28 protein-coding genes and 2 pseudogenes are annotated in these 24,026 nt (G+C 56.8%); 10 read left to right on the top strand and 20 right to left on the bottom strand.

Features of this window, described 5'->3' with window-relative positions; translation table 11 throughout:
* The first annotated feature begins 6 nt into the window (after positions 1 to 6).
* Entirely contained in the window at positions 7 to 771 is a 765-nt protein-coding gene (locus N1689_RS05310; RefSeq protein ID WP_260058175.1) for an ABC transporter ATP-binding protein, read from the top strand.
* Positions 772 to 836: 65 nt separating this feature from the next.
* Here the strand turns inward: N1689_RS05310 and N1689_RS05305 are convergent, their stop codons facing one another.
* Complete coding sequence (locus N1689_RS05305; RefSeq protein WP_161732358.1) at positions 837 to 1,475, bottom strand: RpiB/LacA/LacB family sugar-phosphate isomerase; 639 nt, start codon at positions 1,473 to 1,475, stop codon at positions 837 to 839.
* A 139-nt stretch (positions 1,476 to 1,614) separates the two neighbouring features.
* Between N1689_RS05305 and N1689_RS05300 the strand changes: the two genes are divergently transcribed.
* The 3 genes from N1689_RS05300 (at position 1,615) to N1689_RS05290 (ending at position 3,250) form a co-directional block, all read left to right on the top strand.
* Positions 1,615 to 1,944 (top strand): cupin domain-containing protein, encoded by a 330-nt coding sequence (locus N1689_RS05300; RefSeq protein ID WP_222924043.1) that lies wholly within the window; start codon positions 1,615 to 1,617, stop codon positions 1,942 to 1,944.
* Between the two features lie 264 nt (positions 1,945 to 2,208).
* A complete protein-coding gene (locus N1689_RS05295) occupies positions 2,209 to 2,448 on the top strand; it encodes a hypothetical protein (RefSeq protein ID WP_013357838.1) in 240 nt (79 codons plus the stop codon).
* 307 nt (positions 2,449 to 2,755) lie between these two features.
* Positions 2,756 to 3,250: an ATP-binding protein gene (locus N1689_RS05290; protein ID WP_222924044.1), complete on the top strand. Its 495-nt coding sequence runs from the start codon at positions 2,756 to 2,758 to the stop codon at positions 3,248 to 3,250.
* Positions 3,251 to 3,262: 12 nt separating this feature from the next.
* Here the strand turns inward: N1689_RS05290 and N1689_RS05285 are convergent, their stop codons facing one another.
* Positions 3,263 to 4,156, bottom strand: coding sequence for a dihydrodipicolinate synthase family protein (locus N1689_RS05285; RefSeq protein ID WP_260058173.1), 894 nt, complete (start codon positions 4,154 to 4,156; stop codon positions 3,263 to 3,265).
* A gap of 144 nt (positions 4,157 to 4,300) precedes the next feature.
* On the opposite strand from N1689_RS05285, the gene N1689_RS05280 reads away from it, so the two are divergent.
* The 4 genes and pseudogenes from N1689_RS05280 (at position 4,301) to N1689_RS05265 (ending at position 7,320) form a co-directional block, all read left to right on the top strand.
* Complete coding sequence (locus tag N1689_RS05280; RefSeq protein WP_161732365.1) at positions 4,301 to 4,615, top strand: antibiotic biosynthesis monooxygenase; 315 nt, start codon at positions 4,301 to 4,303, stop codon at positions 4,613 to 4,615.
* Between the two features lies 1 nt (position 4,616).
* Positions 4,617 to 4,874 (top strand): annotated as a pseudogene (locus tag N1689_RS05275) (amino acid-binding protein); the annotation flags it as partial.
* 321 nt (positions 4,875 to 5,195) lie between these two features.
* Entirely contained in the window at positions 5,196 to 6,500 is a 1,305-nt protein-coding gene (locus tag N1689_RS05270; RefSeq protein ID WP_405038435.1) for an MFS transporter, read from the top strand.
* A gap of 10 nt (positions 6,501 to 6,510) precedes the next feature.
* A complete protein-coding gene (locus N1689_RS05265; RefSeq protein ID WP_222924046.1) occupies positions 6,511 to 7,320 on the top strand; it encodes a substrate-binding domain-containing protein in 810 nt (269 codons plus the stop codon).
* Here N1689_RS05265 and N1689_RS05260 read toward each other — a convergent pair.
* Entirely contained in the window at positions 7,295 to 8,194 is a 900-nt protein-coding gene (locus tag N1689_RS05260; protein ID WP_161732369.1) for a LysR family transcriptional regulator, read from the bottom strand. The genes N1689_RS05265 and N1689_RS05260 overlap by 26 nt on opposite strands.
* Before the next feature lie 14 nt (positions 8,195 to 8,208).
* Positions 8,209 to 8,703 (bottom strand): MarR family winged helix-turn-helix transcriptional regulator, encoded by a 495-nt coding sequence (locus tag N1689_RS05255; protein WP_260058170.1) that lies wholly within the window; start codon positions 8,701 to 8,703, stop codon positions 8,209 to 8,211.
* A gap of 73 nt (positions 8,704 to 8,776) precedes the next feature.
* Here N1689_RS05255 and N1689_RS05250 point away from each other — a divergent pair.
* Positions 8,777 to 9,718, top strand: a pseudogene (locus tag N1689_RS05250) (zinc-binding alcohol dehydrogenase family protein).
* Here the strand turns inward: N1689_RS05250 and N1689_RS05245 are convergent.
* The 8 genes from N1689_RS05245 to N1689_RS05210 form a co-directional block, all read right to left on the bottom strand.
* A complete protein-coding gene (locus N1689_RS05245) occupies positions 9,702 to 10,154 on the bottom strand; it encodes a thiol-disulfide oxidoreductase DCC family protein (RefSeq protein ID WP_260058168.1) in 453 nt (150 codons plus the stop codon). The pseudogene N1689_RS05250 and the gene N1689_RS05245 sit on opposite strands and share 17 nt — an antisense overlap.
* Positions 10,123 to 10,746: an ATP-binding protein gene (locus tag N1689_RS05240; protein ID WP_260058166.1), complete on the bottom strand. Its 624-nt coding sequence runs from the start codon at positions 10,744 to 10,746 to the stop codon at positions 10,123 to 10,125. Before N1689_RS05240 ends, N1689_RS05245 begins: the two co-directional genes overlap by 32 nt.
* Positions 10,743 to 11,180, bottom strand: coding sequence for a PTS sugar transporter subunit IIA (locus N1689_RS05235; RefSeq protein ID WP_033732648.1), 438 nt, complete (start codon positions 11,178 to 11,180; stop codon positions 10,743 to 10,745). Before N1689_RS05235 ends, N1689_RS05240 begins: the two co-directional genes overlap by 4 nt.
* Positions 11,181 to 11,189: 9 nt before the next feature.
* Positions 11,190 to 11,459, bottom strand: coding sequence for a hypothetical protein (locus tag N1689_RS05230; RefSeq protein ID WP_222924048.1), 270 nt, complete (start codon positions 11,457 to 11,459; stop codon positions 11,190 to 11,192).
* A gap of 94 nt (positions 11,460 to 11,553) precedes the next feature.
* The gene (locus N1689_RS05225; RefSeq protein ID WP_260058165.1) at positions 11,554 to 12,396 is read right to left on the bottom strand and encodes a class II fructose-bisphosphate aldolase; all 843 of its coding nucleotides are present in this window, start codon (positions 12,394 to 12,396) and stop codon (positions 11,554 to 11,556) included.
* Positions 12,383 to 13,750 carry a PTS sugar transporter subunit IIC gene (locus N1689_RS05220; RefSeq protein ID WP_222924050.1) on the bottom strand — a complete coding sequence of 456 codons (1,368 nt, stop codon included), beginning with the start codon at positions 13,748 to 13,750 and terminating at the stop codon, positions 12,383 to 12,385. Before N1689_RS05220 ends, N1689_RS05225 begins: the two co-directional genes overlap by 14 nt.
* The gene (locus N1689_RS05215; protein WP_013357820.1) at positions 13,743 to 14,057 is read right to left on the bottom strand and encodes a PTS sugar transporter subunit IIB; all 315 of its coding nucleotides are present in this window, start codon (positions 14,055 to 14,057) and stop codon (positions 13,743 to 13,745) included. The genes N1689_RS05220 and N1689_RS05215 overlap by 8 nt, the downstream gene beginning before the upstream one ends.
* 9 nt (positions 14,058 to 14,066) lie before the next feature.
* A complete protein-coding gene (locus N1689_RS05210) occupies positions 14,067 to 15,047 on the bottom strand; it encodes a 6-phosphofructokinase (RefSeq protein ID WP_260058163.1) in 981 nt (326 codons plus the stop codon).
* A gap of 577 nt (positions 15,048 to 15,624) precedes the next feature.
* Between N1689_RS05210 and N1689_RS05205 the strand changes: the two genes are divergently transcribed.
* Positions 15,625 to 16,527, top strand: coding sequence for a pyridoxal-phosphate dependent enzyme (locus N1689_RS05205; protein WP_161732385.1), 903 nt, complete (start codon positions 15,625 to 15,627; stop codon positions 16,525 to 16,527).
* 53 nt (positions 16,528 to 16,580) lie between these two features.
* Here N1689_RS05205 and N1689_RS05200 read toward each other — a convergent pair whose 3' ends face one another.
* The 8 genes from N1689_RS05200 to N1689_RS05165 all read right to left on the bottom strand — a co-directional run bounded on the left by N1689_RS05200 (position 16,581) and on the right by N1689_RS05165 (position 23,927).
* Positions 16,581 to 17,165, bottom strand: coding sequence for a YceI family protein (locus N1689_RS05200; RefSeq protein ID WP_260058161.1), 585 nt, complete (start codon positions 17,163 to 17,165; stop codon positions 16,581 to 16,583).
* Between the two features lie 116 nt (positions 17,166 to 17,281).
* A complete protein-coding gene (gene pqqF / locus N1689_RS05195; protein ID WP_260058160.1) occupies positions 17,282 to 19,555 on the bottom strand; it encodes a pyrroloquinoline quinone biosynthesis protein PqqF in 2,274 nt (757 codons plus the stop codon).
* Positions 19,555 to 20,721 carry a pyrroloquinoline quinone biosynthesis protein PqqE gene (gene pqqE, locus N1689_RS05190; RefSeq protein WP_161732391.1) on the bottom strand — a complete coding sequence of 389 codons (1,167 nt, stop codon included), beginning with the start codon at positions 20,719 to 20,721 and terminating at the stop codon, positions 19,555 to 19,557. Before pqqE ends, pqqF begins: the two co-directional genes overlap by 1 nt.
* Positions 20,684 to 20,962 carry a pyrroloquinoline quinone biosynthesis peptide chaperone PqqD gene (pqqD, locus tag N1689_RS05185; protein WP_161732393.1) on the bottom strand — a complete coding sequence of 93 codons (279 nt, stop codon included), beginning with the start codon at positions 20,960 to 20,962 and terminating at the stop codon, positions 20,684 to 20,686. The genes pqqE and pqqD overlap by 38 nt, the downstream gene beginning before the upstream one ends.
* A gap of 3 nt (positions 20,963 to 20,965) precedes the next feature.
* Complete coding sequence (pqqC, locus tag N1689_RS05180) at positions 20,966 to 21,721, bottom strand: pyrroloquinoline-quinone synthase PqqC (RefSeq protein WP_161732395.1); 756 nt, start codon at positions 21,719 to 21,721, stop codon at positions 20,966 to 20,968.
* 3 nt (positions 21,722 to 21,724) lie between these two features.
* Complete coding sequence (gene pqqB, locus N1689_RS05175) at positions 21,725 to 22,642, bottom strand: pyrroloquinoline quinone biosynthesis protein PqqB (RefSeq protein ID WP_260058156.1); 918 nt, start codon at positions 22,640 to 22,642, stop codon at positions 21,725 to 21,727.
* 53 nt (positions 22,643 to 22,695) lie between these two features.
* Positions 22,696 to 22,767 carry a pyrroloquinoline quinone precursor peptide PqqA gene (gene pqqA, locus N1689_RS05170; protein ID WP_010245082.1) on the bottom strand — a complete coding sequence of 24 codons (72 nt, stop codon included), beginning with the start codon at positions 22,765 to 22,767 and terminating at the stop codon, positions 22,696 to 22,698.
* A 143-nt stretch (positions 22,768 to 22,910) separates the two neighbouring features.
* A complete protein-coding gene (locus N1689_RS05165) occupies positions 22,911 to 23,927 on the bottom strand; it encodes a dipeptidase (RefSeq protein ID WP_260058155.1) in 1,017 nt (338 codons plus the stop codon).
* Positions 23,928 to 24,026 lie beyond the last annotated feature (99 nt).

Here is a 24,026-nt window from a genome sequence, read left to right as displayed (position 1 = left end):
TACGTGATGATTGATGTGAAAAATCTCAGCCTGAGTTTTGGTGATGACGCTCGCCAGCGTCAGGTGCTGTTCGACGTAAATCTGCAGGTGAAACCGGGTGAAATTTTCGGGCTGGTGGGCGAGTCGGGATCGGGCAAAACTACGGTACTGAAGTGCCTGGCGGGACTGTTTACTCACTGGCAGGGTGAGCTGAGCATTGATGATCAGCCGCTGGCGCACCGCATCGATCGGGCGCGCTGTCGTCAGGTGCAGATGGTGTTTCAGGATCCTTATGGTTCGCTGCATCCGCGTCACACGCTGGGCGACATCCTTGAAGAGCCGTTGCAGATTCAGGGTATCGGGCAGCGCCAGCAGCGGGTGGTGGCGATACTGGATAAGGTCGGGCTGAATCGCGCCTGGCAGACACGCTATCCGCACCAGCTTTCGGGAGGCCAGCGTCAGCGCGTGGCGATTGCCAGGGCGCTGATTTTAGAGCCACGCGTACTGCTGCTGGATGAGCCAACCTCCGCACTGGATGTCTCGGTGCAGGCGGAGATCCTGAATCTGCTCAGCGATCTGCAGCAGCAGGAGAACCTGACCTATCTGATGGTGACACACGATCTGGGCGTGGTGGCGCATCTCTGCCATCGCGTGGCGGTCATGCAACAGGGTAAGGTGCTGGAGACGCTGGATGTGCCGACGCTGGTGGCGGATCGCGCTGCGATGCCCTATACGCGGATGCTGGTCGAGGCGAGTCGCCACAACCCTCCGGCGCTTGCGCAGCAGAGGTGAAGAGCAATGGACGCCGAGAGAAAATAAAAAAGGCCGGTCAGACCGGCCTCGTGAAATCGGATGGCTTAGTGCGTCAGCTGACGCACAAACGCAACGATCTCCTGATTTTTGCCATGCTCAGACAGGCACTGCTGGAAACGCGGGCCGCTGACCGCGGTACGCACCAGTTCAGGATCGATAGCGCGCAGGGTGTCGAGATAGTTATCTTTAATTACCGCAGCCTTAACCTGATTCAGCAGACCGGCATTGCGTACCTGCGGCTCTTTACGCTCTGGCGGATAGCCATTGCCCTTCTCACCGGTGAACGCTTTTTCAAAGATAAAGCGCAGATTCAGTTCTGCGCCCCAGCCAAACCCTTTGGCAAACGGCAGCGCCAGTGCGTTACCGTTGTTAATCTGGGCAAACAGGTAGGCATCCGCCGGATCGATACAGTAGCCGCAGTTGACGCCCGGATGGATGTTAAGTGACATCAGCGCGCCCTGCCCGGTGCCGCAGCCCGCGACCACGAAATCCACGGCCTGGCTGTTGAGCAGTATGCTGGCCTGAATACCGAGGTGAATGTAGGTCAGATGGTGATCCTGCTCATCGCTCATACCGACGTTGAAGACCTGATGGCCCAGCGGCTGTGCGACGCCTTCCAGTTCTTTCAGCACGGTAACGTTTTTAGCGGCCTGGCTGTTTTCCATCATTAACGCGATTTTCATGATCTACCCTTATAAATTAATTGAAACACCGTTTCATTTTAGTGAAAAACCACTAAAGTGCATGAACTAATTCACCCGAGTGCTGTGAGATCCATCACAAAACGGTTACCGCAGCAGGGGCAACCGCAGGAGGATTGCGATGTTTATCTACCATAAAGAGCGACCATTGGAAGATCTGGGCAACGGCGTAACCCGCCGCGTGCTGGCGTACGGCGGCACCATGATGGCGGTAGAAGTGATTTTTGAGAAAGAGGCTGTCGGCCCGCTGCATCACCATCCCCACGAGCAACTGACCTATGTGCTGAGCGGACGTTTTGCCTTCACTATCAATGGTGAAACGCGTGAGGTGGGCGCAGGAGATACGCTCTACAAAGCGCCCAATGTGGTTCATGGCTGTGTCTGTCTTGAAGCAGGTGTGCTGCTGGATACGTTTACACCGCAGCGCGAAGATTTCCTCGCCGCTAAATAATTCACGCGGCCCAATGGGCCGCCTGTTTAACTGCCCAATGCTGTGTCTTTTCCCTGCCCGCCGGATTTAACTTAAAACCGGTACAATTTTTCTGAAATTCCGTTCACTCCTAACTGAATGATTAGCCAGCACTTCCTCTTCAGCCGCGCTGCGCTTAGCCCCGGCTTAAAAATCATTCAGGCAGATTCCTGTACAAAAACCGGATCGTTGTATAAGTTTAATAGCAACATCAGTGCGTTTTTTAACCCGAAACAGGACAATAATATGCCAATGCAAAACACCCTGACCCTGCCGGTGAACCATACCATCCCGGTCAAAAATGAGTTCACATCATCCTTTGCCGCCTCTGAGCAGGACAAACTCAATTTTCTGATTGAGGAATTACTGGAAGCAGGCAAAGAAAAAAGCTGCATGGAACTGCTGCGCCATCTGGCCTCTGCGGACAGTGCCGAAGAAGAAGCGTGCTGCCGCGAACTGTTGACGTTGCTGATGGCACAAAAATGATGCCTGTGGCTGGCTGTTCAGCGCAGCTTCACTACGCTTCGGGACGTTCATCGATATTCCGCACATACGCCTGACCGCATTCCGCCGTTCAGGCGTATTAGTGTCTGTGTAAACATTGCCTGGTGTTCTCAACACCATATTGCCCACAGCTACGGATGCTGATCCGGGTGGTCAATGCGGGTTTACTTACACGCCCCCAGCCTCTCATTGCTTATCCCTCCATGCTTTTGTTAGCCTGAATCGCGCATCGACGAGACGCGTCTTACATCGGCCGCACGGTTTATTCCCCGTCTGTTAAAGGAGTGACATGTTCATGACCTCTGCACCTGCCACACTGCATCTGCTGTGCGGCAAAATTGCTTCAGGAAAATCGACGCTGGCGGCTCAGCTGGGTGCGTTGCCCGGTTACGTCGTCCTCAGCGAGGATCAGTGGCTCGCCGCGCTTTACCAGGACGAGATGCATTCAGTGGCCGATTACGTGCGCGTTGCGGCAAAACTCAGGAAGGCGATGACGCCCCATCTGGTGGCGCTGCTTAACGCGGGTGTCCCGGTGGTGCTCGATTTTCCGGCCAACACCCGGGCAAATCGTGACTGGATGCGCTCGGTGATAGAGGCGTCCTCTGCTGATCATCGCCTGCATTATCTGGACGTGCCGGACGCACTGTGTAAATCGCGTCTGCACGCCCGTAATCAGAGCGGCGAACATGCCTTTGCTGCAACGGAGGAGCAGTTCGCGCTGATTACCCGCTATTTTGAACCGCCGCAGGAGGAAGAAGGCTTTCATCTGGTGCGCCACGTTTAACGTCTTCTGATATCAGGAGAGTCCGAGAGCGGCAAGCACGTCAGCAATCTCCCGACAATCGGCAGCAGAAAGCGGCAACAGCGGGCGCGGTACACAGTCGCGTTCAGTCAGCCCCAGCAGCCCTGCTGCGGCACTGATCACCCGGAAACTGCCGCCGTGATGGCGGAACAGTGCCCACAATGGCTGAAGACGATCGGACTGCGCTCTGACGCTCGCATAATCGCCTGCGGCTGCCGCATCGGTCATCGCTTTTGCGACGCGCGGAAACAGCCCGCCGCACACCGAATACCAGCCATCACAGCCTGCAATCAATCCGTTGGCGGCAGCGGCATCACCGCTGACGCCAACCGACACGGAAGCAGGCAGCGTGCCGCGCAGTTGCATGAGGCGATCATTCGCTACTGATTGCTCCGCCGGTACACCCGGAATTTTCACTGAACCCACACCAGGCAGTTCAGCGATACGGCCCAGCAGCGTATCCGAAAACGTAAAATGGGTTGTGCCCGGATTGTCATAGACGCAGATCGGCACCGAGGCGTAACGCGTTACGGTCTCATAGAGCGTGAACACTTCCTCCTCTTTCAATGCCTGATAACCCAGTGGCGGCAGTAATAGCGCGGCGGCACCCGCCTGCTGCGCATCTTCCGCCAGCGCCAGCACCTCGTCGGTGCTTACCGCACCCACGCAGATCATCACCGGAATCGAATCTGCATGTTCCACAGCCAGCGTTGCGATGCGCCTGCGCTGCGTGCGGGTCAGATACGCATAGCTGCCGGTTGATCCCAGCACACCAAGGGAGTCGACTTTTGCCTCCGTCAGCCTGCTCAGCAGCCGCAGAAAGGCCGCTTCATCGGGGTTACCCTCGGCAAAGGGAGTAAGGGGAAAGGCACTGAGTCCGCTGAACATATCATCTGCTCCATCGTAAGAATGCGTTGCCTGGCTGACGTTCGTCCGCACAGCCATATTTCGTTACGGGCCGAAGCATCGGTTGGCTCCGCCCGCTATTTTTGCGCCATCACCCTCTTTACTCTCGTCTGAAGGAAGATAGCGATGATTGTCGTACTGTTTGAAGCTGAAGCCCGCCCCGAACACCAGATGCGTTATCTGCAACTGGCCGCTGACCTGAGACCGCTGTTAAAGGACAGTGATGGATTTATCTCTATTGAACGCTTTCAGAGCCTGGGTGATGAGAGAAAAATACTCTCGCTCTCCTGGTGGCGCGATGACGCCGCGGTGCAGGCCTGGAAACATAACCTCTGCCACCAGGCCGCACAGCGTGAAGGCCGTGAAACCCTCTTTGCCGGTTATCGCATTCATATCGCCGCGCTGGTCAGAGAATATGCCTCACAACAGGGAGTAAATTAACATGTTCGATATTCATGTGATCCTGCAAAATAGTCCAGGCACCCTTTCCCGTCTCGCCACGCTGCTGGGCCGTAATGGAATCGGCCTGGAAGGCGGCGGCCTCTTCTCGTCTGGTGCGCAGAGCCATGCCCATTTTCTGGTTGCGGAAGGCGAACGGGCGCGTGCCGTGCTGGAAGCGGAGCGGATCACCGTCGAGGCGGTAAATGTCCCGTTGATTCGCAGGCTACCGCAGCAGCGTCCTGGCGAGCCTGGAGCGATATGGCTCGCCTGAGTTCAGAGACCCTTTGCCGCAAGACTCTGCACGGGCGGCTTCACACTGCCCGGAATCCCCTTATCTGCCCGTAACAGGCTTATGAATTCTGTCACATTTTCGCAAACTCACCTCAGAGCCGATAACACGCCGACAAAATCGGCAGTCTCTGTAACTTTATGAATCAAAATGCTTTTAAATAGTAACCCTATAAAATCATGCGGTGCGCACATTAATCATTGTCCTTTTTGCACTTATTTAGCGCCGGGCACTGATCCACTCTTCAGTCACAGGCGCGGCAAAAAGCGTCATACCTTACTGGAGTTACTGATGCAGACAACCTCACCCATGACTCACCGCGCCAGGATTGGCGCCATTTTTCGTGTGACCTCTGGCAATTTCCTCGAACAGTTTGATTTCTTCCTGTTCGGTTTTTATGCCACCTATATCGCCCATACCTTCTTCCCGGCCAGCAGTGAGTTTGCCTCACTGATGATGACCTTTGCCGTGTTTGGTGCAGGGTTCCTGATGCGCCCGATTGGCGCAGTGGTGCTGGGGGCGTACATCGATAAGGTCGGCCGTCGCAAGGGGCTGATCGTCACGCTCTCCATCATGGCGGCAGGCACCTTTATGATCGTGCTGATCCCCTCTTACCAGAGTATTGGCCTGTGGGCACCGCTGCTGGTGCTGATCGGCAGACTGCTGCAGGGTTTCTCCGCGGGAGCAGAGCTGGGCGGCGTGTCGGTTTATCTGGCCGAGATCGCGACGCCGGGCCGCAAAGGCTTCTACACGAGCTGGCAGTCGGGCAGTCAGCAGGTCGCGATTATGGTCGCGGCGGCGATGGGCTTTATCCTCAACGCGGTGCTGGAAGAGAGTGCCATCCGCGAATGGGGCTGGCGCATTCCGTTCCTGTTTGGCTGTCTGATTGTGCCATTTATTTTCGTGCTGCGTCGCAAGCTGGAAGAGACGCAGGAGTTCAGCAATCGTCGCAGTCATCCTGATGTGAAACAGGTGTTCCGCATTCTGCTCAGTAACTGGCAGGTGGTGATTGCCGGGATGCTGATGGTCGCGATGACCACCACGGCGTTTTACCTGATTACGGTTTACGCGCCGACTTTTGGCAAGAAAGTCCTGCTGCTGAGCGCCTCTGACAGCCTGCTGGTAACGCTGCTGGTGGCGGTATCTAACTTCATCTGGCTGCCGATTGGCGGCGCGATCTCTGACCGCTTTGGCCGCAAACCTGTCCTGGTTGCCATGACCCTGCTGGCAATCGCCACCAGCTATCCAGCCCTGAGCATGCTGGCGGCGGCACCGGGCTTTTTCATGATGCTGGGCGTGCTGCTGTGGCTTTCAATGATTTATGGCCTCTACAACGGCGCGATGATCCCGGCACTGACCGAAATCATGCCAGCGGAAGTGCGCGTGGCGGGCTTCTCGCTGGCCTATAGCCTGGCAACGGCGCTGTTTGGTGGCTTTACCCCGGTGATGTCGACCGGCCTGATCGAGCTGACCGGCGACAAAGCTTCGCCAGGTTACTGGATGAGTTTCGCAGCTGTCTGCGCACTGGGCGCAACACTGTATCTCTATCGCCGCACCCGCAGTGCCGTCTCACCTGTCCATAAAACCGTTAGCTGAGGAAATGAAAATGAAACTGAAAACGATGTCGCTGTACGCTGCCCTGCTGTTCAGCGTGGCGGGCAGCGCCACGGCGCAGGCGAAAGAGCTGACGGTAATGATCTCCGGCGGATTTAAAGCGGCATGGGATACGCTCTCGCCACGCTTTGCCGAACGTGAAGGGATCACCATTAACACGGTTGCCGGTCCGTCAATGGGCAAGACGCCACAGGCCATTCCGGCGCGGCTGGCGCGCGGTGAACCGGCCGATGTGGTGATTATGGTCGGTGATGCGCTAAGCGATCTGCAAAAAAAGGGGGCGACGCTGCCGGGTTCACGGGTTGAGCTGGCGGACTCGCGCATCGGTGCGGTGATCAAACAGGGTGCCACGCCAGTGAAAATCGGCAGCGAAAGCGCACTGCGTACCACCCTGCTGAACGCCTCTTCTATCGCCTACTCTGACAGCGCCAGTGGCAAATATGTGAGCAGTCAGCTCTTCAGCCGACTGGGCATTGAGGATCAGGTGAAAGCGAAGGCGGTCAAGGTTGAGCGCATTCCGGTGGCCTCCGAGGTCGCGGCCGGTAAATACGCCATCGGCTTTCAGCAGGTCAGTGAGCTGCTGCCGGTATCAGGCGTTACTTTTATTGGCGAACTGCCGGACACGCTGCAGTACACCACCCGCTTTGCCGGTGCCGTAGTACGCAGGTCAGCGCAGCCCGACGAGGCGGCGAAGCTGCTGCACTGGCTCGCCTCGCCTGAGGCGCAGCAGGCAGTGCACGCCAGCGGCCTGCACAGCGTAATGGCGTCAAAACCCGCTAACGTCGCTGATACTGTTCAATAATCAGATTCTCCAGTTCGCTGGCGATATGCGACAGCGTCCGGCCATTCTTGCGCAGCAGTCCCACGGTGCGTTTCACCTGCGGATCGGTTAACGGCACCGCCATCAGCAGGGCGTGATCGTAGCCTGGCATCGACATGGCGGGGACGGCAGCAATGCCCAGCCCCGCCTCAACCATCCCCAGCATGGTGGTCACGTGCCGGGTTTCGCAGATACAGGACTTCTCCGGCATAACCGCCTGCAACGCCAGATCCAGCAGGTTGCGATTGCCGGAGGTTTTATCCAGCCCAACCCACTCATACTGATAAAACGCCTGCCAGCTCAGACTCTTTTTGCCGGCTATCGGATGGTCACGCCGACAGGCCGCCACATAAGGATCGTCCATTAGCGGCTGGAAGTGCACATCCGGCTGTGACCGGCTGGAAAAACTGATGCCGAAATCGGCCTGACCGCCAATCACCGCGTCATAGACGTTGGCCGCACTGCTGTCGACCAGTTTGACTCGTACGCGGGGATAGCGCGCCTGAAACAGCCGGATGATGTTAGGCATAAAGTAGTAGGCAGCTGACGGCACACAGGCGACGGTGATCAGACCGGTGCGGGCTAAGCTCACTTCACTGAGATCGGCCATCACCTCTTCAAAATCAGCCAGCAGCTTTTCCGAGCGCTGAGCAAACGCATGCCCCTTCAGCGTCAGCGTGACGCGGCGCGTGGTCCGCTCAAACAGTTTGATCCCCAGCGTAGTTTCCAGCTTGTCGATCCGGCGGCTCAGCGCGGACTGTGAGAGGCAGATCGATTCCGCCGCCAGACGAAAATTGCCAAACTCCACCAGCGCGCGAAATGCGTAGAGATCGTTGAGATCGAAATTAACCGGCATACATTCCTCTTCCCCTAAACCGCATCAGGCTTGTCATCATCGTTTTCATCGCCTTCTGTCTGGCTGAAATCGCTAACGAATTTGCTGAGCAGCTGTTCCAGCATCTCGCGGTCGCTCTCTGGCCAGTGGAGGAAAATGCGCTGATAAACCTGCACCCGTTGCGCATCGATTTTATCGGTCATCGCCCTGCCAGCCGCAGTAATTGCGGCTTCGTTGATCCTTTTGTCCTGACGGTTTTTCTGCCGCACGACCAGCCCGGTCTCCTCTAATTTCGCTACCTGACGGCTGACCGTGCTGTAATCACGACCCACCCGATCGGCGAGTTCGCCCACGCCGATTGGCCCGAACCGGCTGACCTGAACCAGCAGTGGAAACAGTGCCCGATCCAGCTCAATACCCGCCGCTTTAATCATCGCCATATCGCGCTGAGGCCGGTTAAGCGCGCCCGCAATTGTCAGCAGACAATCATGCAGCGCATCGTATTTATGTGTATTTTGCACACTTTTCATTGACGCCATCCAGAGGCAGGAATAATGTGTGTACTTTACACCCATTAACTCCTGAACAGAAGGATGATAAACAATGAAAGCAGCAATAATCGGGCAGGCAGGCGCACAACCCCACTACGGCGACATGCCGGAACACCAGCCCGGTGAGCATCAGCAGCGGGTGACGGTCAACGCTGCGGCACTCAGCCAGCTGGCAAAGGCCCGCGCGGCAGGCACCCACTACAGCTCTGTGGCGCACTATCCTTTTATTCCCGGCATTGACGGTACCGGATATCTCGACACGGGCGAGCCGGTCTATTTTCTGACGTTTAACGCCGCGGCGGGCAGCATGGCCGAGCGAACTGTGGTCAACAGTGAACATATTATTCCACTGCCTGCCGGTCTGGATGTGGTACTGGCTGCCGCTCTCGCGAATCCGGGCATGTCCTCCTGGGCGGCGCTGACCCGTCGGGCGGCACTGCGTCCTGGCGAGACCGTGCTGATAAATGGTGCCACCGGCACCTCGGGACGTCTGGCGATCCGCATTGCCCGTGCGCTGGGCGCAGGCAGAATCATTGCCACAGGCCGTAACCGGGAGACTCTGGAACAGCTACAGAGTGAGGGTGCTGATATCATACTGACGCTGGATGCATTATCGGCAGAGCTTCCTTCTCTGATGGCGGAAGGCGTTGATGTGGTGCTGGATTATCTGTGGGGTGAGAGTGCACTGGCGATCATGACGGCGGCGGTACGCGGTGGTGACAAGGTGGTTCGGTTTGTCCAGATTGGTTCGCTAAGCGGACAGGAGATTTCTCTGCATAGTAAACTGCTGCGTTCATCCGGCTTAACGCTGATGGGAAGCGGGCTGGGCAGCGTGCCAGACCGTGAGCTGATCGCCTCAATAGGGGAAATGCTGTAGGCTGCCGCGTCACATGGATTTTCCATCCCCTTCCAGTCGCGGCCACTCAGTGAGGTCGCTGAGGCCTGGCAGAGCGACGACAGCCGCTACCGCACGGTCTTTACCCTTCCGATGTAACGGACGTCTCCACCTCATGCAGAAATCGACCCGGATAATCGGGTTGGATCGCGTGCTGGCTGCTGTAGCGGCCAAACAGCTTATAGCGGTTTAACGCGATGCGGTCGTAGGCAAAATTACTGATCGCGTCGGGAAAGTGGCGCAGCACCGCCAGCCCGCGCCACGGGGCAGGCAAATGCTGCATCACGCGGAACACCGCCTGCGCCCGCAGCCAGTGTTGATTACCGTCAATGTAGACAATGGTGCTGATGTTATCTTCCGGCATACCGGCCCAGCGCAACAGCGCTTTGCCCTGCTCGCTCTGTACTGAGGCAAAACGGACCTGCCGCGCCAGATGGTGACGCAGCAGAAACTGAACCCAGCCGTTACATAGTTTACAGACGCCGTCATAGAGCACGGCGCTTTCACCGGTTTGCAGATACGGGGGTAACGACATCCTGCAACTCCTCACTCATCTGATGATGAGCTGAAGTGTAGCGGGTTCTGGTCAGTTGCTGGTGCAGCCAGCGGATAACGGCCGCAAGATCCTGAGCGCAGGCATCCACTTCACACACCGGCCCCAACGCCATCGGACTGGCCTGGTGCGCCAGCTGGCGCAGCTCCGGCAGATACTCAGCCCCCGGATGACCTGGCAGCCGCTGCGACAGTCGCGCCTGATAGCGCGCCACCGCCACCTCCGGCTCAATCCTGAGCCACAGTTCGAGCGCCTCATCGACACCCGCCTGTTTCAGTCCCTGCTCCAGCAGCGCGCGCGGCTGAAAACCAAACCAGGCATCAATCAGCCAGATCTGACTGACGGGTGCCTGGTCGACGATGTTCCAGATCGCCTGATAAGCCGCGCAGCCCAGTTGCCGGTTGCGCTGGCGATCGACTGGGGAAAAAACCTGCATAAACGGCTCTTTCAGGCTGTCGAGTGTCAGCACCGGCCAGCCAAAATGTTGTGACAGCGCGTGCGTCAGGGTGCTTTTACCCGATGCCGGAATACCGTTAATCAGCACCACGCGTTTGAGGGGGGTATTTTGCGTCATAGAATGTCGATAACCTCCGCCACGCTGCTGGCCTGACGTAACCGGACCAGCGTCTCCTCATCCTCCAGCAGCGACACAATCGCGCGGATCCCCTCTTCGATATGCGCGTTGCTGTCGCGCGCGCCAAACATAATCACGATGTCCGCCTTGTCACTGCCTTCAAACGAGATCGGCTCATTCAGCAGGATCAGACTGAAACAGTCGCGGATCACCCCCGCTTCCGGTCGCGCATGGGGAATGGCGATCCCCTCCTCAAACACATAATAAGCGCCATGGGCCAGCGTATTAGCGATCACGGCATCAGGATAGGTGGCATCGAGATAACCGCCGCTGACCAGCGGTTCGGCAGCCAGCGCGATAACCTGACGCCAGTCCGTGGCGTCAATCCCAATCTGAATAGCGTTTGCCTCTTGCAATAACTGCTTAATCGTCATCAGCTCTCCTTAAATCGACTGGCGAACCACATTGCGTAATTCATCGATTTTGACAAACAGCGCATCAATTTCATTGCGGTAGCGACGGCTTTTCGCAAACAGGCTTAATGCACGATTATATTCCAGCATTAATTGTTTTTGCGTTTCGCCATCACGCGGATTAATCGCCAGCTGCTGCTCCAGTTGCGTTATTTTCTCGCGACTTAATTCCGCCAGATGATCCTGCTGCTGCTCGCTGGGTGGTTCCGCAGCCTGAGACTTTTTGAGGAATCCAAACATAGGCTCTCCTGCCCCGCATAATATTGGGGTGGCTAATATAAACTGAGAATAAAAGATCGTTAACGCATTAAGCCGGTGATGGCGGCACGTGTCATTACCGGAATAACTGCATTTTCTCTACCAGTACATTGGTTACTGCATCATTGGCCGGTACCAGGAAATTACGCACGCTGTCATTGACCTTGCCTTTTTCAAAGGTCGATTTGCACTGCGCTACCCACTGCACGTTCATTTCGGTGCCGACATTCACCTTCTCAATCCCGCTGCTGACCGCCAGCCGCATATCTTCATCGCTGACGCCGGTGCCGCCGTGCAGCACCAGTGGCGTATGCGTTGCCGCCGTAATATCCGCCAGTCGCTGATGCTGAATATGCGCTTTACCGGTGTAAAGGCCATGTACGGTGCCGATAGAGATCGCCAGCATATCGACGCCCGTCTCTTCGACGAAACGGCGAGCATCTTCCACGGGCGTGAACGCTATCGCCTCCATCTCTACGCATTTACCATCTTCCGACCCGCCAATGGCACCCAACTCAGCCTCGACCGAAACATTGTGTGGCCGCGCCATATCGATGACCCGGCGGGTATTCGCAATATTCTCGTCAATGGGCAGATGGGAGCCGTCATACATGACAGAACTGAATCCGGCATCAATCGCTGTCTGAATCGCGGCTAAATCGAAACAGTGATCCAGATGCAGACAGGTCGGCACATTCATACTCTCTGACAGCGATTTAATCGCATCAACCAGCAGCTTGTGGCCAAGATATTTCGCCGTGCCTGTAGAGATCTGAATCATTAACGGGCTGTTGGTTTTCTCTGCCGCTTTAAAATAGGCGGGCAGCATCTCCAGACAGTGAAGATTAAAAGAACCGACCGCTTTAAAGTCACGCTGTTTGGCCAGCTGTAACAGATCGGCGAAGTTATAAAGTTTCATGGATTTTTTCCTCCTGAGGTTTGGTCGATTTGCCATTAACAAACCAGGCAAGCGCGGTAACAAAGGCAATAAACAGGGCGACGAACAGCCAGTTATTCTGGAAGGCATGGCCGAGCACCAGGCCGGTACTGATTACGTCGGAGTCACTGAAGGTGACGCCGGTAAAGCCGTAGCTCTCCAGCATCGGCACCAGGATGGCAGGCAGAATGGTGATAAAGAGTCCATGGACGAAGCCGCCGATCATTGCGCCGCGCCGTCCGCCCATGGCATTACCAAATACGCCGGCGGTGCCACCGGCAAAGAAGTTGGTCAGCAGGCCAGGCAGGATCATCGCCAGACCCAACATCGGGAAGACCAGCATGCCGACGATGGAACCAAGTGTGGTGGCAAGGAAGCCAACGATCACCGCGTTCGGGGCGTACGGAAACATCACCGGACAGTCCAGTGCCGGTTTCGCATCCGGCACGACGCGCATCGCGATACCCCGGAAGGCAGGCACCAGCTCGTTCAGCAGCAGACGGACACCGCTGTAGAGCACGAAGACCCCGGCCACGAACTGAATCGACTGCATAAAGGCGTACATCAGGTAGTTCATGCCGTTGCTGTACTGGGCAATGAAGGCCGGACCGGCTGCCACGGCGGGAATCAGGTACATCGGCACCATCACCAGCGCCATCGACAGATAGGTATCCTGCAGAAACTTAAAGTTATCGGGCAGCTTCAGGTCTTCGGTGGAGCGCGATCCTTTGCCAACCACTTTGGCGACCGCCGCCGTGACCAGATAACCGATGGTGCAGAAATGACCCAGGGCGACATCGTCAGAGTCGGTGATGCGCCGCACCACCGGCTGCGCCAGCGCGGGCATCACGACCGCCATGATTCCGCCAAAGATACCGCCGGTCAGGATCAGCGGTAGCCCGGTCAGCCCCGCTTTATAACCGATCACCGCGCCAATGGTCGCCATCCACAGCAACGCCTGGCCGGTCAGGAAGATGTATTTAAAGGGCGTCAGTCGCGCGACGATGATATTGACGATAAAGATCACCAGCAGCGTCAGCGCGACTTCAGACCCCAGCTCACGGTTAGCCAGCCCGGCAATGGCGGCCACATCGGTGATATAGCCGCGCATGCCAAAGCCATGGGTAAAAATAGTATTGAGGAACGTCAGGGTGCCTACAATAATATTGATACCCGCCATCATAATTAAAAAGCCGAGCAGGGTTTTAAAGGTGCCTTCCACCACCTTGCCTGCCGATTTTTTTTGCAGCAGCAGACCAATCAGGGCAATAAAGGCGATCAGAATCGACGCCTGCCCCAGCAGATCTTTTACCAGAAAGTCGATCACACTATTCATGGGCGGCGACCTTCTGATTGCGTTCTTTTAAAAAGGCCAGGATCTTCTGCTCAATTTCCGCTTTATCGGTGAGCCGGTTAAGAATTATGACCCGTTTAATCTGCTCCGGACTGGCGTCGGCGTTTAAAACATCGGCAAACGCTTTTTGCGTCAGGATCATATCTGACTTAAAGGCATTCGCTTCTGAAATGGTGGTGTGATCGATATCGGCCTCAATCTCCAGTTTTTTTAATACCGCTTTTGCGCTCATCTCAATCGCAAAACTGGAACCTAATCCACAACCACAGACACATAATATTTTCAGCATGGTTTTTCCTCACACTATATTGAGTTGTTTAGCGAGTTTGTAATGGTGCCCGTCAATATCGACCAGGCGTTTTTGCATGCTTATTAAATCAATCGGGATTGGTTTATTGCTGCCATTAATAATGACCGCTTTATTCCGCATGCCTGACTGAATACAACGCACCACTTCACTGGCTATAATGGTGCCCTGAAAGATCTCTTCGCAGGTGGGATCACCATTGCGCAGCCCGTAACCCATAATGGTTTTACGGATGCGCACGCCAATGAGAGGTTCAAGCTGTTTGATTAAGGTGTCGATCGCCCCCTGAAAACCGGGCGAATATTCACGGGTGTAGCCTTCCGAACAGAGGATGACTACGCTATTCTGCGCTGCCAGCCGCCCGGTGATGCGCTGCGCCAGTTGTGGCAGCGGGATCTGGCACTCCGGAATTAACGCAATATCTGCGTTAGATTTAATCGCGGATTGCAGCGTTAATTCGCCGCAATAGCCACCGAGCAACTCCAGCATAAAAACCCGGCCCGGTAAGGCGCGGCCGGTATTGCGCAGTTTCGCCACCTCTTTTAATACCTGCTCGCAGGCGGTGGAGAATCCCAGCGTGTAATCACTGCCGAAAACATCATTATCGATGGTCATGCCGACGCCAAAACAATTCACGCCATACGCCGACAGGGTATGGAGAAATTGCAGCGACCCGTCTCCGCCCGCCATAATTAATATGTCAATCCGGGCACTTTTCAGCTGGCGTGCAATTAACTCATATTCGCTGCGCACCAGTTTCTTTTCAGTGCGCCCCGATTGCATAACCGGAATAGAGGCGATGGAAAAGTCGAGCAGATCGCGCTGGCTGATCTCACGATGATGATTTTGCAGCAGGCCGGGAATACCGCCATCAAATATCACCATCTCCGCCTGTGCCATACGCCCAATCTGGAAGACAAAATTATTAATGCCGGTCACGTCACCGCCACTGATCACCATTCCAATTCGCATCACCCTCACCTCGCTGGCTTACTCTGCTGAAGGTTATTCTTCCGGTTAGCGGGGTTGCTATTTGCAGAGGAGATCACAGTTACGCGCGGTTTTTCTCAGACAGGAATATTGACAGGGCAATTCACACTCCTTTATTTGTGATTTAACTCACACTATTCCAACTTATTGCGCTTAAGGCGAATCGATATAAATCATTGGGTTAGCGGATGACGGGGGTGAGCTGGCCAGAAAGCAGGAGGAGGTAAAATCGGTCATTCACGTGGCGTTGCAGATTTGTGACTTTCACCTCATTTTTCCCGGTTTCACAGAACAGAAACCGCAATTAAGATGCAAAAAGAAAATCTGCAAGCCGATTCAGCATCGCTGTTGCGAACAAGTCGTATTCTTCGGTATAACCTTTCTATGTAGACAGAACAGGTAGCCTGACGATAATGATTTTTAAGGAAAAACCTCCACGCTTTTTCTGAGGGGTGACTTTCTCTTCTGCGTCCGACGCTGCTATTCCGCACGGCAAAACCGACGTTCACCGTGACGACAAACCGGTTCTCTGTGACCCCATTTAACCAGGATCAGACGCATGGAAATAGCTATCCGTACCCCTCTCATTCACTCCCTGCCACTGAGTCAGCTCAGCGGCAGCAACGTCTGGCTGAAAATGGAATCGGCGCAGCCGACCGGATCCTTTAAGCTCAGAAGCGCAGGCCATATCTGTCAGTACTACGCTGCACAGGGCGCTAAGGCGTTTGTCAGCTCCTCCGGCGGCAATGCGGGTATTGCTGTGGCGCACAGCGGCCGCAGGCTGGGGCTCCCGGTCACGGTGGTGGTACCTGAAACGACCCCGGCGCGCGCCAGACAGCTTATCGAACAGGAAGGTGCCAGGCTGATCGTACACGGCAGCGTCTGGAGTGAGGCCAACGCGTACGCTTTATCGCTGGCGTCGCAGGAACATATCTACATCCATCCCTTTGACAATCCGCTACTGTGGGACGGTATCAGTACGCTGGTCGATGAAGTGATTGATGAAGGGTTACGTCCCGATGCGGTAATCCTCTCCGTGGGCGGAGGCAGTCTGCTCTCCGGCATTGCCCAGGGTCTGGAAAAGCATCAGCTCAGCCATATCCCGATTTATGCGGTTGAAACTGAGGGAACCGCGTCGCTTAACGCTGCGCTGGAAGCCGGGGAGCGGGTCACGCTGGACCGGGTCAGCGGTATCGCCACTACGCTGGCAGCCAGTCAGGTGTGTGAAAATGCGTTTAACGTGGCACGCCGCGCAGATGTCAGGGGAAAGGTTGTGAGCGATGATGAAGCTGTGAATGCCTGTCGCCGCTTCCTGGACGATCATCGTGTTCTGACAGAGCCAGCCTGTGGCGTCTCATTATCGATGCTGTATGACGGGAAAATCGGCTTTAAATCGGATGATAACGTGCTGGTTATCGTCTGTGGCGGGGCGTCTGTCACGCTGGAGAGTCTGCAGAGCTGACGAATTAAAGGGAAAAACGATGGCGCAGCCAGAGGGGCTACGCCATCCGTTGATTACTTCGCGTAAGCTTCGGTAGACAGCGTCAGCGTAACGTCGTCGCTTACCGCAGGGACATATTTGTCCAGCTTGAAGTCAGAACGCTTGATGGTGCCGGTGGCGTCAAAACCAATCGCCTGCTTCTTGACCATCGGATGCTCGCCCTGCTTGTTCAGCGTCGCGTGCAGCGTAACCGGTTTGGTGATCCCTTTCAGGGTCAGGTTACCTTCAACGTCAAATTTATTGTCGCCCTTCGCCACCACTTTGATGCTGTGGAAGGTCGCTGTCGGGTATTTGGCGGTGTCGAAGTATTCGGTACCTTTGAACTCTTTGGTCAGCGCCGTGACGTGGCTGTCGATTTTGCTGACTGGCAGGGTCACGTCAACGCGTGAGGCCTCCGGATGATCTTTATCGAACACCAGAGTACCGGTTGCGTCCGGGATATCCGCGGTAGGATTTGAGAAGCCAAAGTGGTTCCAGGCAACAATTACCGACGTATGCTCAGGGTTCAGCTGGTAGTGCATCGCCTCAGCCTGAGATAACGGAGCGTAGAGGGTAGCAGCGGCTAACAGGGGCAGTGCAATGCGTTTGATGTTCTTCACGGTCAATTCCTTATGCGGACAAAAGTGAATTGAGTGTGGTCCAGTTTTCCCGGAATAGACAGTGAAGAGATTTGTCGGTAATTTTCAAATAAATTCAGCAACCTTAAAACCGGTCACTACGTATTCCCGCCGGTAAACAGCACCCGCCAGCGGCGGCGATCCTGAATCAGCGTGCGGTGCAATTGCAGTAAATCTGCAAGGGTCAGCGCCGCAATCTGCGTCGCGTCCGGTTCTGCCAGGCCATTTTCACGGCGTAGCAGGGCCAGTGGCTGCTCAACCTGCTGGCTCAGCAGTCGCGCTTTCAGGGCCACAAGATCACATTCCGCCAGCGTCTCGTTCAGTGACCGCAGGAAGTTACGGCAGTAGCGCAGTAGTGACAGCGCACTGTAATCGGGCGACTGTAGCGCAAATAACACCCCCTCTTCATCAGCGCAGCGCATATAGCGGCTGCTGACCACGTAACCTATTGGCTGCTCAACGCGGTAGCGCTGGAAAAAACGTGGCTCGTAGATGAGCGCCAGTGCGCGCAATGCAGCCAGCTGTTCAGGACGCTGCAGCGGAATAAACAGCAGCAGCGCGTTGTCTGCACTGGCGTGTGGAAGGCGCGTCATGCCGGTCTGCGTGGTCATACGCTTGGGCGGCGTGTCCGGGTTAACCGGCAGCGACAGCGCGCTCAGCCGTCGGGCAATGCGTGAATGCAGCGCGGCGTTGCCGCCCTTCAGCGCCGCCCGCCAGCACCCTGGCGTAACATTGGCTGCCAGCTGATAAGGCAACTGTCGCAGCAACGCACGGATAGCGATGCTTTCGACAGGCGATGGCAGATTTGCCTCAACCGGCAATGCCAGGGCAGAGACAATCTGGCTCAGCGTCTGGTCAGTTACCGCCTCATCCTTTGTCAGGCGGAGCGTCAGTTGCCACACGCCCTCTGTTTCCTGCCAGCTGCCGTGCCCCCCCTGATGACGCAGCGCCGCAAATAGCGGACGCAACCGCCGGCCCAGCGTTTCTCCCGTCTCCGCAGTAAAGGTTGACCAGAACTCCGGTCGCAGGATAAGCGTTGCCTGCGGGTCATCTGACTGATGATGCGGCAATGCCACCGCCTGCGCGGGCAGCGGCGCAGGCGTCGCAGTGATGTCGGGCGGATAGAAGGTGAAACGGGCAGCGGGCAGCGTCTCATCCGGGGCTGGCTCACAGGCAGTCAGCGCCAGAGTGAAGCCCTGCGTGACGATGTGTTCCCTTGCCGGTTGTGACGTACAGCACAGCACGGTGCCAGACGCATGGGTGAGTTTCTTCAGCAATGGCTGCAGCGCAGGCAGCCTTTCATCAGGTGCGAAGCCGATAGCGCGCTGACGCAATTGCTCCAGTGGTGACAACGTCACAAAGTAGTGATGTGCAAGCTGATGATAGTGCTGATGTTGCTGATTATTCGTCTGGCGCAGCGCATCGATGTAACCATTAACCAGATGATTTACCCTCGCAGGCTCGCTGGTTTCGATACCCAGCGCCAGCCAGCACGCATCTTCAGCCTGATAAATCCATTTCAGCTCCAGCGCCTCCGCCAGTCCCTGCTCACGCAGAGTAGCCAGCAGCGAGCCGGGCGCTTCATCCAACAGAAATTCACGCCATAACGTGACACCGTCACTGTTATCCAGCAGCCAGGTGCGCCACAACGCTGCCTGGGCAGTCTCTGCCAGCTGCCAGCCGGTATCGCTGTTGAGCTGCGGCGGTGCCAGATCCTGCTGCCACTGACCGGCAGGCAGCGCGGCGGCAAACTGACGCGCCAGCTCTTCCAGCGCATCCAGCGACTGCGGTCCCTGCAGCCAGAGCCGCATATTACTGGCAACGTAGTAGCGCTGGTGAAACTGGCGCAATGCCCGTTGCAGCGCCGACAGCTCATTGCCAAAGCTCGCCCGGCTGCCGATATGAAAGCGCTGAAATTCAGCGGGGGTTGCTGCGGCGTGCAGCAATGCCGCTTCGATGCGGGATGGCTCATGACGCTGCAACAGCCGATATTCCGCGTCGATGACCGCCACTTCCTGCGCAATCGCCTGATTATCAAGCAGCGGAGAGACCAGCATATCCTGCAGTCTTGCCAGACCGTCTGCCAGCAGTGACGGCGTGGCCTCAAAGAAGTACGCGCTGCGCCGGGCCAGCGTGGTGGCATTAACCCTGCCGCCCTGCGTCTGGATCCAGCTCATCAGCCGGCCCTCGTCGGGCCAGCCGGTGCTGCCGGTGAACAGCAGATGCTCCAGCAGATGCGCCAGTCCGGGCCAGCGATCCGGCTCGTCGTGACTCCCTGCCCCTATCTGAATCAGGGCGGCGGCCTGGCTGGCATCAGCCTGATGCACCAGTTCAACCATCAGACCGTTTATCACCAGGCCGCGCGGGGTCATCAGAGGTTCCGGGTTTTGTAGATCAGTTGCGAGTTGCTGCGGTTGCGGAACTGCAGCTGACCAATTTTAATGTCGCTGCAATCCGCCTCACGCCGGGCCTCAAGGATTTTGCCGTGATGCGGTGATTTGCTGCAGACCGGATCGGTGTTGTCAGCATTACCGGTCAGCATAAACGCCTGACAGCGACAGCCACCAAAATCTTTCTCTTTCTCATCACAGGAGCGGCACGGCTCCGGCATCCAGTCAAAACCACGATAGCGGTTGAAGCCGAACGAGTTGTACCAGATATCGTCCAGGCGCTGTGTCAGTACCGACGGAAATTCTACCGGCAGCTGGCGCGCACTGTGGCACGGCAGCGCGGTGCCCTCTGGTGTGACGCTGAGGAAAATGGCACCCCAGCCACCCATGCAGGGTTTAGGTCGCTCTTCGTAGTAATCCGGCGTGACAAACAGCAGATTGGTCAGATTGCCGGTGGTGCTCATCCGCTCGCGGTAGCGCCTGACCACCGCTTCCGCCTGAGCGATCTGCTCACGCGTCGGCAGCAGGCCTTCGCGGTTGAGCTGCGCCCAGCCGTAGAACTGACAGGTTGCCAGCTCAACGTCATCCGCTTCCAGCTCAATGCAGAGGTCAATGATCCTGTCAATCTGGTCGATATTATGGCGATGCAGCACAAAGTTCAGCACCATCGGATAGCCGTGCGCTTTTACCGCTTTCGCCATCTCCAGCTTCTGCTGAAACGCTTTCTTCGACCCGGCCAGCGCCGCATTCAGGGTTTCGTCACTCGCCTGGAAGCTGATCTGGATATGATCCAGACCGGCCTCGCTGAACGCATCCAGCTTCTTCTCCGTCAGGCCAATGCCCGACGTGATCAGATTGGTGTAGAAGCCGAGATCGCGCGCCGCTTTAATGAGCTCTGGCAGATCTTTACGCACCAGCGGTTCGCCGCCGGAGAATCCGAGCTGGACGCTGCCCATGGCGCGCGCCTGACGAAAGACCTCAATCCACTGTTCCGTGGTCAGCTCCTTCTCCTGCTGTGCGAAATCCAGCGGGTTGGAGCAGTAGGGACACTGCAGCGGACAGCGATAGGTCAGCTCGGCCAGCAGCCAGAGCGGCGGATTCACGCCAGGTTTATGCGGGGTCACGGAACTGTATCCACTTCTGTTCATGGGCTGACTGCAGGAACTCTAAAACGTCCGGCCCCACACCGCCCGCCTCAGGGAACCGGCTATCCAGCGTTGCGATAATTGCGGCGATATCCTGTTTGCCATCCACCAGCTCAAGAATGGCGGCGGCGGTTTCGTTCAGCTTCGCCATGCCTTCGGGATAGAGCACCACATGGGTATCCTGGGCAGCTTCCCACTGCATGCGGTAGCCGCGACGAAACGCGGCAATCGAGTTTTCATTCATCTGTTATACCAGTCGAGTGGTGTGCCACGCCGCCTTGTCGGTGACGGTGTGATAAGGCGGACGTTTCAGCTCATAAGCCATGGTCATGGCGTCAAGCATGCTCCATAAAATATCGAGCTTAAACTGCAAAATTTCCAGCATCCGGTTCTGCGTTTCGGCGGTGGTGAAGTACTCCAGCGCCAGTGCCAGGCCATGCTCCACATCGCGGTTCGCCTGACCCAGGCGGCTGCGGAAGTAGAAGTAGCCCTCTTCTTTGATCCACGGATAGTGCTGCGGCCAGCTGTCGAGTCGTGACTGGTGGATCTGCGGGGCGAACAGCTCGGTAAGTGAACTGCAGGCCGCCTCCTGCCAGTTAGCGCGGCGGGCGAAGTTAATATAGGCATCGACCGCAAAGCGTACGCCCGGCAGCACATGTTGCTCAGACAATAATTCTTCGCGCGTCAACCCGACCGCCTCGCCCAGCCGCAGCCAGGCCTCAATGCCGCCCTCTTCGCCGTTACTGCCGTCGTGGTCAAGGATGCGCTGCACCCATTTACGGCGGGTAGCCGGATCGGGGCAATTCGCCATGATCGCCGCATCTTTCAGCGGAATAGTGGTCTGGTAATAGAAGCGGTTCGCCACCCAGCCCTGAATCTGCTCGCGCGTGGCCTGACCGTTATGCATCGCGATGTGATACGGGTGATGAATATGGTAGAAAGCGCCTTTGTCGCGCAGGGCCTGTTCAAAAGCCTGCGGCGACAGCGTGTCAGTAATCTGCATGATTTAGCCCTGAAGGTGGATCGCCATTCCGTCCCAGCTCACCTCTATTCCCTGCTCCGTCAGAAACTGACGCTGGGGTGACTGCTCATTGAGGATCGGATTAGTGTTGTTAATGTGGATCAGAATTTTACGTTTTGCCGGCAGCGACGCCAGCAGCGCCATCAGCCCTTGTTCTTCCGCCAGCGCCAGATGCCCCATCGCCTTGCCGGTGTTGTTACCCACCCCGGTGGTCAGCAGTTCATCATCCTGCCAGACGGTGCCGTCAATCAGCAGGCAATCCGCTTTTTGCAGCCACGGCAGGATCACCGCATCCGGTTCGCCCAGACCTGGCGCGTAGAGCAGCGTCTGCCCATTCGCCCGGTTTTCAATAAACAGCGCCACGTTATGACCGGGCAGCGGCCGGTCGCGATACGGCGAGTAAGGCGGTGCATTACTGATAATAGGAATCGCGGTGAACTGCAAATCGGTGCAGACATCGACGCTGAACGGGGTCAGTGGCGCAATCGGCCGGTGCTGTAAACCGCCGTTCCAGTGGGTCAGCATCGGAAAGATCGGGAAGCCGGTGCTGAGGTCGGCATGCACTTCCGGCGTACACCAGACCTGATGCGGGCAGCCCTCACGCAGGCTCAGCAGCCCGGTGGTGTGATCGATCTGGCTGTCGGTCAGGATAATTCCCCCGATCGCCGTGCCGCGCAGTACGCCCTTGCGGGTCAGTTCTGGCGTGTACAGGATCTGCTGGCCGATGTCAGGTGACGCGTTACATAACACCCAGTCTTCGCCGTTATCACTGAGGATAATCGACGATTGTGTGCGTGCCTGAGCCTGAATGGTGCCATTACGCACGCCGTGGCAGTTGGCGCAGTTACAGTTCCACTGCGGAAACCCGCCACCCGCGGCTGAGCCGAGGATTTTGATAAACATAGAGGACAACCAGAAGTTGAAAAAAATGCCCGCTCAGAGGGCGGGCAGAACGATTAACGGTTGGAGATGTAAAGAGTCACTTCCAGACCGAGACGCATATCAACGAAAGTTGGTTTTTTCCACATGAGTTACTTCCTCTTGGTTAACAGTAAATGTGCTGTCTGAAATCGGCGTGACGGCTGTTAAATGAGAACACCGTAACAATTTCCAGGCAGATGTTGCGCCAATGGCGCGTCGGGATCAAGCCCGGAACATAAGGAAATTGTTATCACAGCCCGGTCAGATGTAAAACCCGCTGCCAGTTTCCCCATGCCAGCTTCTCTGTCAGTCTCTGATCATAGCCCGCTTCCTGAAAAGCGGCGAGCAATCGCGGCATTCCGCTGACATCGCCCAGCGCGGCCGGAGGGGTAATCCCGTCGAAATCAGAGCCAAAGGCCACATGGTCGCTGCCCATTATCTTCAACAGGTGATCACAATGCTTAACAATTTCTGTTAATGGCGTTTCAGAGTCGCGTTTTCCATCGGCGCGCAGAAACGCATTGCCAAAGTTAATGCCAACCAGACCGCCGCTGTCGCGGATCGCTACCAGTTGATCGTCGGTCAGATTGCGCGGCTGTGGGCAGAGGGCGTGCGCGTTGGAGTGGCTGGCGACCAGGGGCGCACGGGAAAGCCGGGCGGTGTCCCAGAACGCATTGGTATTCATGTGCGACACGTCGATCATCATCTTCAGGCTACTCGCCTGCTGAATCAGCTTTTCACCGACGGCGGTCAGCCCCGGCCCGGTATCGGGCGTGCCGGGAAACGAGCCACTGACGCCTTCACCAAAGCGGCTGCGCAGATTCCAGAATGGCCCGATACTGCGCACACCCGCCTGCCAGAAGGCGTGCAGCTGCTCGCCCTCTTCGTCCAGCGCATCGGCACCTTCAATGTGCGCCACCATCGCCAGCACGCCTTCCGCGCGGCAGGCGGCAATCTCGTCACTGCTGAGGCAGAGTCGCGCCCGTCCGCCTGGTGCCTCGGCCAGCTGCCTCAGGATATCGAGCTGCTGCCACATGATTTGCAGCGGTTCATACGGCTCATCGGCGCGGGCCGGAACAGTGCTGGCAATGTACGCCTGCGGCGGCACAAAAATCGCAAACAGCCCGCCGCCCATCTCGCCCTGCTGAATGCGCGGATAGTCGAGGTGGCCCCATTCAATGCCCTGATAAAACGCCTGCACGGGTGCATCGCGATGATGCAGCCAGAGGTTAAGCAAGAGATCATTGTGGCCGTCAAAAATCAGCATAAGTGTTCACCCGGATAAACAGGTGACCATGCTAACCCTGCCCGGCGGATTCACCAAACCAGAGCGCACGCAGGGCAACACAGGTCATGCAGGTCATGC

Origin of the sequence: Pantoea sp. XY16, from assembly GCF_025153065.1 — a bacterium.
Classification (GTDB): Bacteria; Pseudomonadota; Gammaproteobacteria; order Enterobacterales; family Enterobacteriaceae; genus Pantoea; species Pantoea alfalfae.
Note: the sequence above shows the minus strand (reverse complement) of the source record. Positions and strands in the feature narration are given on the sequence as shown.